The following is a 16035-nucleotide window of genomic DNA, read 5'->3' as shown; positions in this document are numbered from 1 at the left end:
TCAGCCGAGGATGTCAAGCACCATCCCGGATCAACCGCCGACACCATGAAGAACCCGACTTCACCCCACCATCACAACGGAAAACCGGAACTTGAGCAACACATCCACGCCTATAACCCACCAGACGCCCGCTGAATAAGCTTCATTGAGCCTTTCTCACCAGAACCGATGGCTCAGGGGCCAGGATCGGCGCGATGGTGCGGAAAGGATGGGTGTGGAGTGGGGGTGGTGCGCACAGGAGCCGCACACCTAGCTTTGCCCCGAACTTTTCCGCGTCATCACGCCGATCCCGGCCAGCCCAGGGGTCTTCCTGGTGAGAAAGGCTCATTGTTGGGGTTTATCGGATGTGAAAAGGTCGCACGACCGGATGGCTGAGCAACCTGTGATGCGCATGGGACGCATGAGATCAACTGACTCGCGGGCGCGTCGTCGGCGTCCGTCAGAGACGGCAGGGCGGTGCTCGTCGGAGCAGCCGTCCGGTCCAAAGAACCAGGATCATGGAGGTGCCGGACCGATGAACGTGAATGAGCAGTCGATCGCGCAGATGCTGAACGAGGCGTTTCCGCCCACCGTGCGCTCCGCGCTGGATCCCGCGGACCTGGCGAGTCTGGCGGAGCGGGTCCGCGAGGAGCTGGAGCTGCGGGTGGGGGAGCGGCTGAGCGCAGGGCTGCCGGAGACGGCGATGGAAGAGTTCGAGCTCCTGAACGACGACCCGGACACGCCGTGGCCCGCATTCGCGGAATGGTTCCGCACCTACCGGCCGAACTATCAAGAGACGGTGAAGCAGACGCTCGAGGAGCTGATCCAGGAGACGGCGTGCAGGGTGACGGCGGCGCTGACTCGGCGGGCCTCGTAGTCCCTGCGGCTCCCGCCGCCCGCCAGCGGCCCTGAGCGGGCCGGTACGGCGGCCGGCCCCGGGCTGGCCCCGTCCGACTGGAGCTGGTCCTGGAATCGACGCCTCGCGCTGGGCCCCGGCGCCCAGTTGCGGACATGAACCGGTCGCGTCCGTCAGGGATGATGGCACCGCAATCGGACCCACCTGGAGCAGATCATGACCGGACCCCGCGATATCGGCATCGAGCACGTCGACGCCGAGGACCACGACGAGTACGACGAGCGGCACCAGCTCGGGGAGCGCTCGGAGAGCGTCGCCGCCGCCTTCCTCCGCGACATCGACGACCACGAGATCCTCACCCAGCACACGCCCGGCGACCGGCCCCAGGGGCTCGACATCGAGAGCCTGGGGCCGGACGGGCGCGTCTACGTCACGGAGGTCAAGGGCACCGCCGCCGCCGACTGGCGCCCGCCGCGCATGACCCGCAACGCCCTCGACCGGCAGATGAGCAGCACGTGGGTGGCCGACACGATCGAGCGCGACGGGCAGACCCGGATCGACGAGCACGACCAGATCGGGGACGGCGCCGACCAGATCGGCCGCCGGGTCATCCAGGTCGACGAGCGCCGCGGGACGCTGAGCGTGTGGGAGCACGTGCGCGAGGACGGCCGCCTTGACGTCTCCGAGGGGCCCGACCGGGTCTACTCCCTCGACGATCTTCGCGAAGTCGTGGGCGCGCAGGGCGGCGGCCCCGAGGACTGGCCCGGCGCCGCAGACTGGCCCGCCGACCGCGGCCCCGAGGACCAGTCCGGCCACTCCGCGGATAACGAGGAGGTGTGGGGGCGATAATGCGCCGTCGGCCCCGCCACGCCGCAACCCCGAGCCGGCCCGGCCCCGGCCCCTCCGATACGCTGCTCCGGTACGTAACCGTCGTCGGCGAGTCCACCGGCTGCTACGGCGCCGTCCGCCGCGTCTTCCAGGGGGTGCCTCCTTGAGCCCGCGCAACGCAGACCACCACGAGCCCGATGACCCGGACATCGCCCAGGCGATGCGCGCCCGGCGCGAGGAGCTGGGGCTGTCCGTGTCGCAGATGTCCGAGCGCGCCGGGGTGTCGGCGCAGACCTGGCGCAACTACGAGTCGGGGCGCAGCCGGGTGCGCGCGGACAAGCAGGACAGCGTCTGGGACGCCCTCGGCTGGGAGCCCCCGTCCCCCTGGTCCGCGCTCAGGGCCATGATGGGGACCAAGTCCGGGCAGAAACGGTCGGGGCAGAAGCCCCAGCAGAACAAGCCCCAGCGGGACCGGCCCGGGCGGGACCGGCCCGGTCCGGAGCCGTTCGGCCTGACCGGTGAGATGGACGACGACGGGGGCATCGTCATCGACGACGACGACATCGAGGGCGCCGTCAGGGCGATCCTGGGCTCCTCCGGCCTCCTCGACGAGCTCGCGCAGGGCGCCGAGGCCCTCCACCTCCCCGGCTGGGACGAGATCCCGACCGAGCTCGCCGCCGGGTACTCCCCGCGGCTGGCCGGGATGCTCGGGGAGAAGGCGGCCCGCTGCTTCGCCATGGGCGCCTTCCTCTACGACCAGTCGCTGGCGGAGGACCTCGACGGCCTGGGGGAGCTGCCCCGCGGCACCCACCTGGGCGAGCTCGAGGACACCCACATCGGCACCACGCTGCCGAATCTGTGGCTGACCCGCTACGACTACGAACTCGTCTTCCAGTTGCGCCGCTCCGCCCAGCTCCTGTGCCTGCGGCTGACCGGCGAGGAGGAGCTCGCCGACGACGAGCCCCTGGTGCGATCCATGGCCGAGGCCCTGGTCCTCCACGACGTCTTCGACCTGGGCTGCACCATCGGCTCGGCCACTCACGGCGTCCTCATCGAGCGGGAGACGTGGGAGGGGTGGGTCGACGCCCTGTCCGGGCCAGACCGGCCGGCCCGCCGCGCGATCCACACCATGATGATCCCGCCGGCCGACTCGCCCGAGCACTTCGACAACTGGTTCGCGCCGCTCGTTGATCCCTTCGTGCCCGACTGGGGCGCCCAGGCGCCGCCCGAGTCCGACGACGGCGCCATCGTCGTCGACCTGGGGTGCAACCGGCGCTGAGGCGGGGCACGGCGCCCGCGCCCCGCCCGGGCCGGGAGTCCGTCATCCGCCCCGCCGTCGCCGCGCAGCGGCGCCCCCGCCCGGCTCCCCGGGGGCCGACGGCGTGGGAGACCGCCCGGGGCGGGGCGCCGTGAGACCGTGAAGACCCGTAATCGTCTGGAGGATCCCTTGGCACGACGCAGCAAGAAACAGACCCGCCCCGCCCGCGCGCGCGGCACCGGGGCGCCCGCCCGCTTGACCTCCAAGCGCCTGGAGCAGGTGGTGGCCGAGGTCCTCGGCGGGGACTACGCGGTGGCCCCCGACAAGTCGATCTGGTGGGGGCACAAGGAGGGCACCGTCCTGTTCGCGGCGCAGGACGACCACCTCAAAGTGACGATCCAGTGGCCCCCGAAGGCCTCCCCGCTGCTCGGAGGAGCGCTGGAATTTGTCGCCAACGTCTGGAATCAGCGCGACGGCGTCCCCACCGCCGCCGTTGACGCCGACGGCGACGGCCAACTCCACCTGTGCGGCACCTTCACCCTCCCACTGGGGGGCGGGGTGACGCGCGATCAGCTCGCCCGTCACGTGGAGCACGTCGCCGGCGCCTGCTACGAGATGATCGACTTCTTCGAGAACTCGCTCCCGGAGCGCAGATTCGAGGAGCTGAAGCGGATCATCGGCGTCGGTTCGGGCGGGGGAGGCGACTCCGAGCAGACCCTCGCGACCGCCAGGGAGCTCATGGCGCAGGCCGAGGCGCTCGTGGATACGGACACCCGGAAGGCGAGCAGCCTGATCCAGCGCGCGGCCGACTGCTTCATGCTCGCCGGAGAGGATCCGGCGGACAGCGGCGCGCCCGAGCTGTTCGAGCGGGTGATGATCAAGCGCATCGAGAACCTCGGGAACAAGTTCCTGAATGAGCCCGACCCGGCCCCGGGCAGTTCGCTCTCGGACGACGACGGGCTGGCCCAATTGGCCCAGTTGCAGCGGGACATTCGCAAGCGCATGGGACTGACCGAGGACAACCCGTTGGTGACGCCCCAGCGGGTGGCGGCGCTCCTGAAGGGCAGGGGCCTGCAGCCGTCGCTCGTCCCCGGGGATGACGAGGCCGTCATCGTGCGGGTCGGCGAGAGCGATATGACGGTCGTGGTCTCGATGATGGAGCTGAAGATCTTCTGTCGTTTCGACGACCTGTCCGAGATCGGCCCGAGCGACGAGCAGGTCGCCGTCGCGCTCGATCTGGCCAGGCGCTGGAACCAGGACTTCAAGGCCCTGGCCGTGCGGCTCATCGGGACGAGGCTGAACTCCGATGAGGAGGAGGCCGAGCCCGCCGGGCCCGAGTCCGGGGAGGCTCTCGCCGGTCCCGCCGGGGCCGCCACCGGATCCGGGTCTGAGGCCGCCGGCCCCGTCGGCGGGTCGCTCGAGGTCGAGGGCTACGCCCGCTGGAGCACCTCGTTCGGGATGACCGACCGGCAGCTGCTGGTCGTGCTCGAGGAGGTCATCGCCGAGGCGACGAACCTGCCCGTCTTCTGGAGGGAGAATATCGCCGACAGGGATGTCGAGGCGCAGGTCGCGGCCCAGGACCGAGCCCGGACCCCGACGGACGGGCCCTCGAAGGGCTGAGCCCCCGCGGCGGCTCCCGCCCGGCGGTCCCCCGGGCCCGGCCGCCGCCTTCAGCGCCTTCAGCGGCGCCTGGCGGAGGCGGCCACGGCGCGGCGCAGGAGGATCTCCAGGGGCCCGCGCGTCCGGCCGCCGTGCTCCATCCAGGCGCACGCCCCCGCCAGGACCGCCCATACCGCGACGCCGATGAGCGCCGCCGTCGTCTGGTGCGGGGCGGGCGCGCCGCAGCGGGCGAGGAGACCGAAGACGAGGGCGAACAGGAGGCTCTGCCCGACGTAGACGGTCATGGAGCGTCTGCCGACCGCGGACAGCAGCCGGCGCGCCCCGCGCAGGGGGGCGCCCGCGCCCGGGCCCGCCCACGCCGCCAGCAGCGCCAGCCACCCGCACGCGCCCACCATCCCGGTGGCGACGTCGAGCGCGGAGGCGACGACCGTGACCCGGGCGGGGACCCCGACCCCCAGGGAGGGCAGGACGCGGGGGAGCGCCCCGACGGCGCCGACAGCGAGGGCCGCCGCACCGCCGACCAGCAGGGCGCGGCGGTGGCGGTCGGGCCGGGTCAGCAGATCGGTGTCCGCCAGGCGGACCCCGAGGAGGGCGGCGGGCAGGGTGAGGGAGGTCAGGATCGTCACCATGGTGCCGCCGGCCCACAGGACCAGGCTGACGGCCGGATACAGGGGGCCGCGCAGCATCTCCGCAATGCCGCCGACGACGCCGCCGCCCGCGGCCCCGGCCGTGCCCACGGTGACGCCGCCGACGCTGAGGAACCAGCCGATGTAGAGCATGTAGCCCAGGCACACCGCCGCGGAGAGCCCGCCGATCACCGCCTGCGTCCTTCGCCCGCGCCCCGCGATGGGGTCGGCGAGGACGACGGCGATGAGGGCGTAGGCGCCGATGATGTCGCCCATGAACAGCGCGCCGTGAACGGCCGCGAAGACCAGCATCCACAGGCCTCGCCTGCGGATGAGGCGGCGCGCGCCGGCGGCGGGGGCGGCTCGGCGGGCGGCACTGATGCCGCCGGCGCCGGTGCGGGCGGTGGCGGCAGCGGTGGAGGTGGTGGCGCGGGCGGTGGCTGTATCGGCGGCGGAGGCATGCGCGACGGCCGGATCGGCGTCGGCGGCCACGGCGGCGGTCGAGCGCGGGCCCGCCTCAATGCGCCGGCGCGCCATGGTGGCCAGGCCGAAGCCGAACAGCATGGCGAACAGCGGGTAGGAGCGGTGGTCCACGAACGCCGCGCGCAGACCCATCCAGACCGCGTCGGCGCCGGTGACCTCGGCCCTGGTGCGCAAGAGGACCATCCAGAACGGGGCGTTGGCCAGGGCGATGAGCAGCAGCATGAAGCCGCGGGCGACATCGGGGGCCGGATAGCGCACGGAGGCGGGGCCGGTGAAGGACTGGAAGCTGTCGCCGGGGGGCGCCGGAAGGTCATCGGGTGGCGTCGGTGCGCCGGGTGACGGCGCGCCATCGAGTACCGGCGCGCCGGGCACCGGGACTCCCGGCAATGGCGAGTTTCCGGGCGCGGACTGCGTCGAGGGCCGGGCCCGGGTCGGTGACGGGGACGGCGCCCCGGGCGTCGACGGGGTCTGGACGGTCATGGGGGAAGTCTCTCCCCCTCCGATCGGGCGAGTCGCCTGAGGGCATGGGCAGAGCGCCCCTGCCCCCGGGGTCGTGCGGGTCGCGCTCGGAGAGTGGCGGCCGTGACCGGGGTGAGACGCCCTGTCCCGAGGTCGTGCGGGTCGCGCACGGGTGCTGCGCCGTACTACTGCGCTCCTTCGCCCTCTACTACGCGCCTTTCAATCGTGCAGTGGGCTTTTCTTGTCGAGGTGGCGGGCAATCGCCGCCTCTTGCCGGGGATCGCCGCGGTGGGCTGCCAGCGTGGTGGTGCGGGTGGGGCTCCTGGGACGACTCGGGGCGGGCGTTTGTCCAAATCTGTTGCAAAGGCGCCCCGGACCGGGATAGGCCGCGGATGAAAGCCCGGAATATCAACGATTCTCTCCCGGCGTCCCGGCTCGATCGGGGCCTTTGCAACAGATTTGGACAAACGATGCCGCCGCGGGCCTCTCGGAGGGGCGCCGAGGGTCGGATGGCGATCTCGCGGGCCGCATCGCCGACCCGGGTGTCCTTGGCGTGGTGGTGGTTCCCGCGGGGGCTCCCGCCCGGCGGTCCCCCGGGCCCGCGGGAGGCCGCGCCGGATCGTCTGCTGCGCCCCTTCCCGTCTGCCGCGCCCCTTCACCCTCCGCTGTACGAGAAGAAAAGGCGTAGCGGAGGGCGAAGGGGCGCAGCAGACGGGAAGGGACGTAGTAGTGGACGCGGGTCCCACCACCGCGGCGGCGGCCAGGCTTCAGCGGCGCCTGGCGGAGGCGGCCACGGCGCGGCGCAGGAGGATCTCCAGGGGCCCGCGAGTCCGGCCGCTGCGCTCCATCCAGGCGCACGCGCCCGCCAGAACCGCCCACACCGCGACGGCGACGGACACCCCCAGGACTTCGTCGAGAGCCGGCGCGCCCGCCAGACGGAGGGTGCCGAAGACGAGGACGAACAGGACCGTCTGGCCGACGTAGACGGTCATGGAGCGCCTGCCGACCGCGGACAGCAGCCACCTGGCCCCGCGCAGGGGGGCGCCCGTGCCCGGGCCCGCCCAGGCCGCCAGCAGCGCCAGCCACCCGCAGGCCCCCACCAGTCCGGTCAGGGAGTTCAGAGCCGGTCCCATAACGATCATCCATGTGGGCGCGCCCAGCTTCATGTAGGGCAGGGCGCCCAGCGCGCCGACGGCGAGCGCGACCGCGCCGCCGATCAGCAGGGCGCGGCGGTGGCGGTCCGGGCGGGCCAGCAGGCCGGTATCCGCGAGCCTCGCCCCGAGGAGGGCCGCCGGCAGGGCCATGGAGGTCAGGACGGTTATGACCGCCGTCCCTGCCCACTGCGCGAAGCTGTTCGGGAAGTAGTCGAGACCGATCGGTTGAAGAGCGGTGGTGGATGCGCCCGCGGCATCCGCCGCAGCCCCCGCCGCATCGGCGGCGCTCATGGTGACCAGCTCCATGGAGACCATGGAGTAGATCCCCACCGCCGTGATGAGCAGGCCCGCCACGAGCATGCGCACCCGCTTGCGCTCCACAATGGTCCCGGCGAAGATGGCGGCGATAATGCCGTAGGCGCCGATGATGTCGCCGGAGAAGATCGTGCCGTGGACGGCGCCGAACAGGATCATCCACAGCCCCCGACGGCGCACGAGCCGGCGCGCGTCGACGACGGCGGCCTCGCGGACCCGGGCCAGGTGGCGCTCGCGGGTCCGGGGGTCCGCGCCGGGCGGCAGGTCGTCCTGGGCCGAGCGCATCGCGGTCTCGGTGCGCCGGTGCGCCATGGTGGCCAGGCCGAAGCCGAACAGGAGGGCGAACAGCGGGTAGGAGCGCTGGTCGATCAGTGCGGCGCGCACGGCGACCCAGATGTCGTCGGCGGAGGACGGCGTCCTCATGGGCAGCAGCCCCAGCCAGACGGGGACGTTGGCCAGGGCGATGAGCAGCAGCATGAAGCCGCGGGCGACGTCGGGGGCCGGATAGCGCACGAAGCGCCCGCCGGTGAAAGACCGGTAGTCGGGACGCGCGGCGGACGACGCGGGCCGGCGGGGCGCGTACTGGGCGGGCGCGGGCCGGCGGGGCGACGTCGGAGGCGCTGGAAGCACAGGGTGAGTCTGAGGGGTCGAAAGGGTTGAAGGCGCTGAAGGCGCCATATGGGGCGGGGCGGCGGTCGGGGTCGGAGCGCTGGATGTCATGCGTCCAGACTCACGCGGCCCGGGGGCGCAACGCCTCCTTCGGGAGGACGTTTGCGGTTTCCATCCGAGGATGGACGCCGTCGGCCGGGCTCCATCGAAAGGACGACGTCGTCGAGCGGCCCGGCCCGGGATGGAGGCGCGGGACCCGGCGAGCACGTAGGCTAATGGCGCCGTCCGCCCGGAACCGGCATTCTCGGGGCGCGGGCTGGCGGCCCCGCTGATGACCGGGCCGCCGGTCCGGTGCCGGCCCCGCCGATGGCCCGACCGCCGGCCCGGTGCCGGCCCGACCGATACTCCGACCCGATGACCCGACACCCGACCCGACAAGGAGCCGCAGTGGCGCGCCGACCGATCCCGTCCCGTCTGACCCTCAAGCGCCTCGAGCAGGTCATGGCTTCGTCAACCGTGCGCTACGCCGTCCGATCCGACAAGACCATTGTCTTCAACACCGAGAGCGGCGACGTCACGATCTCCGTCCGCGACGGCCTCCTGTGGGCCGCCGTGACCTGGCACCCCTGGGTGCCGCTGCGCCTGGCCGATGACCTGGCGCAGATCCTCGACGACTGGAACCGGCGAGCCACCGGGCTCACCGCCGCGGGTGACCGGGCGACGTTCGGCGACCTGATCATCGTCGGCGCGCACAGCGGCCACCCCGTGGGAGCCGGGATCGACAACGACCAGCTCCGGCACATCATGACCGATGAGATCACCCTGTGCATGGAGTTCCTCGCCTTCATGGAGCAGACCTTCCCCGACACCCGCTTCGAGTCCGTGAAGAAGCCCGAACAGGGGCCCGCGCGGGCGCTCGATGCGAGCCCGCGCGACGAGGAGAACCCGTCCGCGCTCTTCCCCGAGAAGCTGACTCGGTTCAGCCTCGAGACGGGCGACGGGCCCCGCCCGTCCCCGGTCACGAACGTCCGCCTCCTGCGAATCCTGGCCGGCACGGGGTGGATGGTGCAGCCGCAGGCGGCCAGGGAGGACGGCTACATCACCAGAACCGATGCCGGTGTGCTCGTGGGCTTCTCCCTCGCCGACGGCCACCTCAGGGTGGAGGTCCCCTGGAATTCGCGGGTGGAGAAGCGTGAGGTGCAGCCGCAGTCCCTGCGGGCCACGCTGCGCGCCGTCACCGGGTGGAACGTCGACAGCCGGCTCCTGACCATGATCGTCGAGCCCGACGACGCCCCGGGTGACTTGCAAGTCGAGCGCCCGGTCCGGGTGGTCGCCTACGGGATCTGGTGCCTGGCCGCGGGTGTGAGCGACCGCCAGTTCACCGAGCTCGTGGTCGAGGCCGCCGGGGAGGCCGAGAAGTTCATCCGGTACTGCAGGAGCAGCTTCATGAAGGAGGAGGACGACGGCGCGGGCGCCTGAGCCGGCCGGGAGGGTGGCGTCACAACTCCTGCGCCCACGCGGCCGCCGACGCCCTGATCGCGTCGCGGGTGCGGTGGAAGATCGGGCGGGTTCTCAGGTCGTGCTTGGACATGCGGAACGACTGCTCCACGTGCCACAGCTCGTGGTAGGAGGCGATTACCTCGTCGGCCCCATGACGCCAACAGGGATGTTGCTCACGTAGCCCTTCAGGTCCGCTATGCGCCTGGCGCGGGCCAGTGAGGGCCCGAGGGGGTATTCAGAAGGTCGCCTCCTCGGCGGGTGCGGGCTCAACCCTCATGCCCGCCGCCAAGGCCGTCGTCGCCGGGTCGTCTCCTCGGCGGGTGCGGGGGCGACGGCGTAGAGGGCGTCTCCGCGCTCGACCGGGCCGGTGTGCTCGTCGGTCACGGGGCCGAAGGCGGTGGCGTTGGTCACGACGACGGGGGTGGCCGTCTGGTAGCCGGCGTCCGCGACCGCCCTCCAGTCCACGTCCACGAGCGTCTGGCCGCGGCGGACCTTGTCGTGCTGCTTGACGCGCGGGGTGAAGTGCTCGCCCTGGAGGTTGACGGTGTCCATGCCCACGTGGATGAGCAGCTCGACGCCGGAGGCCGAGCGGATGCCGTAGGCGTGGCCGGTGAAGGCGACGAGGATCTCGCCGTCGACGGGGCTGACCACGGGGCCGGAGTCGGGGACGATGGCCAGGCCGGGGCCGATTATGCCCGAGGAGAAGATCGGGTCCTCGATCTCGCTCAGCGGCACGGCGCGGCCCTTGATGGGGGCGGTGACGGTGAAGTCCTGGGCGGGCAGGCGCTTCGACTTGATCGAATAGTTCAGTTCGATGAGACCCGGAGCCTGTTCCTTCTCGTCCTCTTCCTCGTCCTCAGCGTTGCTTGAGCCCGCGGGCGTGGCCGAATCCGCGGATGCGGCCGAACTCGCGGGCGCAGAGTCCGCCTTCCTTCGGTCGATCCGCCGAATGAGCTCGTCGGCGACCTTCCGGGCGACCCGCTTGAACTGGCGACTGCCCGGCTCCAGGTCCTCGAAGGGCGTTTCGGGCTCAAGCCACTGGTACTGATTGATCGTGTCGTGGATCAGCTGCGCCGTCGGATCCGTGCGCAGATCCATCCGGTCCCAATTCGGCGCATCGATGAGGAGGGTGAGAAGGCCGTTGTAGCCCGCGGCCCGCGTCTTGGTCTGGAACTGGATGAACTCCTTGCGGCACGCCGGGGAGGCCACGTACCGGTTGGTGACCATGGCGAGGAGGAATGTGGTGCGCTCGACCTCCTGCTGCAGGCGCTCGTCCCAGTCGTCGCCCCAGTGGAGGGCGTCCTTGTCGAGAATGAGCTCGATGGGGACCCTCTTGTAGGCACAGGTCTTCTCCACGGCCCGGGCGAACTCGGTCAGCATGCCGTCGTGGTAGTCATCATCGGCGTGGACGTAACTGAGGAAGACGGAGGGCCTGGGCGGGACAGCGGGCGTGGCGGACATGGCTGTTGTCTCCTGACTGGGGTCGGCGCTTCGGATGGAGGAAGGAGAAAAGGCAATACCGGGCGAGGTGGCGGCCGACGGTCCGCGGGTCGAGATCGGGCTTCCGTGCGATCCGGGTCCGGTTGATCCGGCCCCCGGGCGTATGAAGGACCGAGTCGAGGACCCTGCGGGCGATGCCCGTGTTCAGGTCCTCCGTGGGCAGCACCCGGTCTCCGAGAATGGCCAGGGTGTCCGCCTGCACCCGGTTCTGCCAGGTGGCGCGCGAGAGGGGCAGGAGGGGGAGTGCGAGGGCGGGAAGTCCCCCGGTCTGGAGCCTGGCCCGCAGGTCGTCGGTCCCGGTCGACGGCGCCTCGGCGGCGGTGAGGTCGGCGTCGAAGAGGATGTCGATGAGGCTCGGAGTTTCGGAGTCGGATGGCCCCTGCGCCTCCAGGCCGGTGAACGGGTGCAGGGCGAGCCGCGTCGCCCGCCCGGCCAGGGGGTCGGTTCCGGCCATCGTCCCGCGTCCTACCGAGGCCGAGCCCGTCAGCAGGAAGTGGTGCCCGGGCGGGAGCCCGTCGACGATCTCCTTGACGGCCACGCTGACGGCGGGCACCATCTGGGCCTCGTCGATGACGGCCGGACGCCTGAGTGAGCGCACCCATTGGAACGCGTCCTCCTGGGCGCGCCCCGCCGCGGCGGGGTCGGTGAGCGACTGATAGGAGGCGTAGACGCCCGACTCCACGAGGTGACGGGCCAGGCTCGACTTCCCGACGGCCCGCCTCCCCTCCAGGATCGCGACCCGGTGCGAGGCGCGCTCCGCGAAGGTCGCTTCGATGGCTCGACGGCGGTAGTGAGGCACGGGGAATCATACATTGAGCCTGCGGATCCGGCATTCGATGCAGGAATTTTCCGACATCGGATGCATGTTTCTCAGGGTGGCGGCCGGCGGCGGCCTGCGCGCCGTAGCCCGGCCCGCGCCGCGCCCCCGGGTCCGGACCGGCGTCTACACTGGTCCCACTACGACAGGGGAGCGCCCCGTCGCCGCGGGCCCGGCCCGTCGTCGGCACCGGCGCTGAGAGTGCGGGAGACCGCAGACCCTCGAACCTGCTCCGGTTCGCACCGGCGAAGGAAGTCGAGATCTCCCCGGGCGCCCGGCCGCAGGCCGCCGCGCCCGGGCCCTCCTGCACACCCGTCCAGGAGAAGCATGAACACCCACCTCACCCGCCGGGCGCTCCTCGGCTCCACCACCCTGAGCGCCGTCGGCCTCGCCCTGGCCGCCTGCGGCCCGAGCGGAGGGAACTCCTCCGCCTCCGGCTCGAGCGGCCCCGCCGTCACCGTCATCACCCACGACTCCTTCTCCGTGCCCGACGACCTCATCGCCGCCTTCCAGAAGGACACGGGCTACACCCTCCAGATCACGCCCTCCGGGAACAGCGGCGAACTCGTCAACAAGCTGGTGCTGACCAAGGACGCCCCGCTCGGCGACGCCGTCTTCGGCGTCGACAACTCCTTCGCCTCCCGCGTCCTGACCGAGAAGGTCATCGATACCACCGCCGCCGTCGACCTGCCCCAGGGCGCCGACCAGTATGTCGTCGACAACACCCCGGCCCTGGCCCCCATCGACTTCGGGGAGGTCTGCGTCAACGTCGACACCGCCTGGTTCACCGAGCACGGCCAGACCCCTCCGGCCGCCTTCGAGGACCTGACCAAGCCCGAGTACAAGAACCTCTTCGTCGCCATCAACCCCTCGACGTCGTCGGCCGGCCTGGCCTTCCTCCTGGCCACCGTCGGCCACTTCGGCGCCGACGGCTTCGTCCAGTACTGGAAGGACCTGGCGGCCAACGGCGCCAAGATCGACGCGGGCTGGTCCGACGCCTACCAGACCGACTTCTCCGGCGGCGGCGAGGGCGGCGCCTACCCGATCGTCGTGTCCTACGCCTCCTCCCCGGCCGCCACTCTCACCGCGGACGGCTCCGCCTCCACCACCGCCGCCCTCCTGACGACCTCCACGCGCCAGGTCGAGTACGCCGGGGTGCTGGCCGGCGCCGCCAACCCCGAGGGCGCCAGGGCCTTCATCACCTGGATGCTCTCGGCGGCGGTGCAGACCTCCATCCCGGAGAACATGTACATGTACCCCGTCAACCCCGAGGCGACCCTGAGCGAGACCATGCGGAAGTTCGGCGCGGTGAGCGACAAGCCGATCGTCGTGCCGGCCGACCAGATCGCCGCCAACCGCGAGGCCTGGCTGGCGGTCTGGTCCGAGGCCGTCGGCGCGTGAGGCGCAACGGGCGCGGGCCGCGCGCGGGCCGGGCCGAGCGGCTGGGCTGGGCCCTGGCCGTCGCGGCGCCCCTCGTCTTCCTCGGGCTCTTCTTCGCCTGGCCGGTGGCCACCCTCATCGGCCGGGGCCTGGCGCCCGACGGCGCCCTGGACCCGAGCGGCTTCGCCGAGATCCTCGCCCGCCCGCGCACCTGGCGGATCATCCGCGCCACCCTCGTCCAGGCCGGGCTCGCCACGGCGATCTGCGTGGCGGCGGGCGTGCCCGGGGCGCACGTGCTCTACCGGCGCCGCTTCCCCGGGCGCGACCTGCTGCGCGGCCTCGTGCTGGTGCCCTTCGTCCTGCCCAGCGTCGTCGTCGGCGTCGCCTTCCACGCCCTGGTCACCACCGGCGGCCCGCTGGGCGGCGGAGTGCTGGGCCGCAGCCTGGACGGGACGACGGCGATCGTGGTGGCGGCCCTCGTCTTCTTCAACTACGGGCTCGTGGTGCGCACGGTGGGGACCATGTGGTCGCGGCTCGACCCGCGCGCCGTCGAGGCGGCCCGCGCGCTGGGGGCGGGCCCGTGGCGGGCCTGGCGCACCGTCACCCTGCCCAGCCTGGCCCCGGCGATCGCCTCGGCGGCCTCGCTGACCTTCCTGTTCTGCGCCACCGCCTACGGGGTGGTCCTGGTCCTGGGCGGGCCGGGCATCGGCACCATCGAGACCGAGATCTACGTCCTGACCGCCCAGTACCTGGACCTGCGGGCCGCCGCCGTCCTGTCCGTCCTCCAGCTGGCGGTCATCGCCGCGGCCCTGTGGGTGAGCGAACGGGCGCGGGCCGCCTCGCAGGCGGCGCTGCGCCTGCGCCTGGACGTGCCGGCCCCCCGCCTGCGCGCGGGCGATCTGCCCGCGCTGGCCCTCACCCTCGCGGTCGCCCTGGGGCTGCTCGTGGGGCCCGTCGCGGTCCTCGTGGCGCGCTCGCTGCGCCGGGCGGGCCGGTGGACGCTGGCCAACTACGCGGACCTGGGCACCACCGGCGGGCGCAACGCCCTGCTGGTCACCGTGTGGGAGGCGGCCGGCAACTCGCTGCGGGTGGCCGTGGTGGCGGCGGGCCTGGCCCTGGTGATCGGGACCGCGGTCTCCCTCGTGGTCTCGCGGCGCCCCCGCTCGCGCCGCCTGCGCTGGGGCGTGGCGGCCCTCGATTCGGCCTTCATGCTGCCGCTGGGGGTGAGTGCGGTGACGGTCGGCTTCGGCTTCCTCATCACCCTCGCCCGACCGCCCCTGGCCCTGACCCGCAGCTGGTGGATCCTGCCCCTGGCCCAGGCGGTGGTGGCGGTGCCGCTGGTGGTGCGCACGCTCCTGCCGGCGCTGCGGGCCATCGACCCGCGCCAGCGGGAGGCGGCCGCGGCGCTCGGAGCCGGTCCGGGGCGCGTCCTGGCCACGGTGGACGGCCCGCACCTGCTGCGCGCGGGCGGCCTGGCGGCGGGGTTCGCCCTGGCCACGAGCCTGGGGGAGTTCGGGGCGACCTCCTTCCTGGCCCGACCCCGCACCCCCACGCTGCCGGTGGTCCTCTACCGGCTCATCGGCTCCCCCGGGGCCCAGAACCAGGGGATGGGCCTGGCCGCCGGCGTCGTCCTGGCGGCGGGGACGGCCGCCCTCATGCTGGTGTGCGAATGGGCCCAGACCGCCCGCCTGCGCCGTCGGAGAAAGGACTCCCATGCCTGAACCCGTCGTGGACGATCCCGGTCCCGGGCCCGCCACCCCGACCGACGCCGCCCCCGAGCCCGACGCCGCCGGATCGGGCGGGCTGCGGGTGGAGGGCCTGAGCGTCGTCTACCCCGCCGGGCGCGGCTCGGACCCGGTCAGGGCCGTCGACGACGTCGACCTGACGCTGCCGCGCGGACGGATCCTGGCGCTGCTGGGGCCCTCCGGCTGCGGCAAGTCCTCCCTCCTGCGGGCGGTGGCCGGACTGGAGGAGATCGCCGCCGGAACCATCGCCTGGGACGGGGCCGACGTCGTGGGCGTGCCCGTCCACAAGCGCGGCTTCGGCCTCATGTTCCAGGACGGCCAGCTCTTCCCCTTCCGCGATGTCGCCGGCAATGTCGCCTACGGGCTGGTCCGCCTGCCGCGGGCGCGGCGGCGCGAGCGGGTCGCCGAGATGCTCGAGCTGGTCGGCCTGCCCGGCTACGGGGGGCGGGACGTGACGACCCTGTCCGGGGGGCAGGCGCAGCGGGTCGCCCTGGCCCGCTCGCTCGCGCCGCGCCCGCGCCTGCTGCTGCTCGACGAGCCGCTGTCCGCCCTGGACCGCGCCATGCGCGAGCAGCTGGCGGTGGATCTGCGGCGGATCCTGGTGGAGCAGGGCACGACGGCGCTCTACGTCACCCACGACCACGAGGAGGCGGGGACCGTCGCCGATCGCATCGGCGTCATGGACGCCGGGCGTCTGCTGCGCGTGGACACGCCGGAGGGGCTGCGCTCGACTCCGGGCAGTGAGGCGGTGGCGCGCTTCCTCGGCCTGGAGACCGGGGGCCGGGGGCGGTAGGCCCCGGGCCGTGGCTCCCCCGCCCCCGCGCCGCCCCTTCGCCGAGACCGGTCGGGGCGGACCGGCGGGGGCGAGTGTGTGAGATTGTCCGCGGACTTCGCACCGTGGGGCGG

General features: G+C 72.7%; 12 protein-coding genes and 1 pseudogene. 8 read left to right on the top strand and 5 right to left on the bottom strand.

From position 1 onward, the window contains the following. Window positions 1-514: 514 nt before the first annotated feature. From G446_RS18215 to G446_RS0113795, 4 genes are all read left to right on the top strand, one after another. Window positions 515-856 carry a DUF5663 domain-containing protein gene (locus G446_RS18215; RefSeq protein WP_034470841.1) on the top strand — a complete coding sequence of 114 codons (342 nt, stop codon included), beginning with the start codon at window positions 515-517 and terminating at the stop codon, window positions 854-856. A gap of 195 nt (window positions 857-1051) precedes the next feature. Then, a complete protein-coding gene (locus G446_RS0113805; protein WP_026410560.1) occupies window positions 1052-1684 on the top strand; it encodes a hypothetical protein in 633 nt (210 codons plus the stop codon). Window positions 1685-1826: 142 nt separating this feature from the next. Further along, window positions 1827-2942, top strand: a complete 1116-nt coding sequence (locus G446_RS18210; protein WP_156916703.1) for a helix-turn-helix domain-containing protein — start codon at window positions 1827-1829, stop codon at window positions 2940-2942. Window positions 2943-3110: 168 nt separating this feature from the next. Next, on the top strand, window positions 3111-4541 hold the full coding sequence (locus G446_RS0113795; protein ID WP_026410559.1) for a YbjN domain-containing protein: 1431 nt from the start codon (window positions 3111-3113) through the stop codon (window positions 4539-4541). Between the two features lie 59 nt (window positions 4542-4600). Here the strand turns inward: G446_RS0113795 and G446_RS18950 are convergent, their stop codons facing one another. Then, window positions 4601-6130: a DUF418 domain-containing protein gene (locus tag G446_RS18950; RefSeq protein ID WP_156916701.1), complete on the bottom strand. Its 1530-nt coding sequence runs from the start codon at window positions 6128-6130 to the stop codon at window positions 4601-4603. A gap of 746 nt (window positions 6131-6876) precedes the next feature. Beyond that, window positions 6877-8208 carry a DUF418 domain-containing protein gene (locus G446_RS18195; RefSeq protein WP_169721300.1) on the bottom strand — a complete coding sequence of 444 codons (1332 nt, stop codon included), beginning with the start codon at window positions 8206-8208 and terminating at the stop codon, window positions 6877-6879. Between the two features lie 426 nt (window positions 8209-8634). On the opposite strand from G446_RS18195, the gene G446_RS0113780 reads away from it, so the two are divergent. Further along, on the top strand, window positions 8635-9666 hold the full coding sequence (locus G446_RS0113780; protein ID WP_026410558.1) for a YbjN domain-containing protein: 1032 nt from the start codon (window positions 8635-8637) through the stop codon (window positions 9664-9666). 49 nt (window positions 9667-9715) lie between these two features. On the opposite strand, the pseudogene G446_RS19600 reads toward G446_RS0113780, so the two are convergent. The 3 genes and pseudogenes from G446_RS19600 to G446_RS18190 form a co-directional block, all read right to left on the bottom strand. Next, a pseudogene (locus G446_RS19600) lies at window positions 9716-9906 on the bottom strand (IS1634 family transposase); the annotation flags it as partial. Window positions 9907-9960: 54 nt separating this feature from the next. Then, a complete protein-coding gene (locus G446_RS21595) occupies window positions 9961-11148 on the bottom strand; it encodes a glucose PTS transporter subunit IIA (RefSeq protein ID WP_026410557.1) in 1188 nt (395 codons plus the stop codon). After that, entirely contained in the window at window positions 11084-11986 is a 903-nt protein-coding gene (locus G446_RS18190) for an AAA family ATPase (RefSeq protein ID WP_026410556.1), read from the bottom strand. The genes G446_RS21595 and G446_RS18190 overlap by 65 nt, the downstream gene beginning before the upstream one ends. Window positions 11987-12331: 345 nt before the next feature. On the opposite strand from G446_RS18190, the gene G446_RS0113760 reads away from it, so the two are divergent. Genes G446_RS0113760 through G446_RS18180 form a run of 3 tightly spaced genes read left to right on the top strand, consistent with a single transcriptional unit; the run spans window position 12332 to window position 15922 of the window. After that, the gene (locus G446_RS0113760; RefSeq protein ID WP_026410555.1) at window positions 12332-13405 is read left to right on the top strand and encodes a thiamine ABC transporter substrate-binding protein; all 1074 of its coding nucleotides are present in this window, start codon (window positions 12332-12334) and stop codon (window positions 13403-13405) included. Then, window positions 13402-15105 carry an ABC transporter permease gene (locus tag G446_RS18185; protein WP_051286031.1) on the top strand — a complete coding sequence of 568 codons (1704 nt, stop codon included), beginning with the start codon at window positions 13402-13404 and terminating at the stop codon, window positions 15103-15105. Before G446_RS0113760 ends, G446_RS18185 begins: the two co-directional genes overlap by 4 nt. Beyond that, a complete protein-coding gene (locus G446_RS18180; protein ID WP_084779262.1) occupies window positions 15098-15922 on the top strand; it encodes an ABC transporter ATP-binding protein in 825 nt (274 codons plus the stop codon). The genes G446_RS18185 and G446_RS18180 overlap by 8 nt, the downstream gene beginning before the upstream one ends. Window positions 15923-16035: the final 113 nt, after the last annotated feature.

Source organism: Actinomyces dentalis DSM 19115 (assembly GCF_000429225.1).
In the GTDB taxonomy this organism is placed as follows: domain Bacteria; phylum Actinomycetota; class Actinomycetes; order Actinomycetales; family Actinomycetaceae; genus Actinomyces; species Actinomyces dentalis.
Note: the sequence above shows the minus strand (reverse complement) of the source record. Positions and strands in the feature narration are given on the sequence as shown.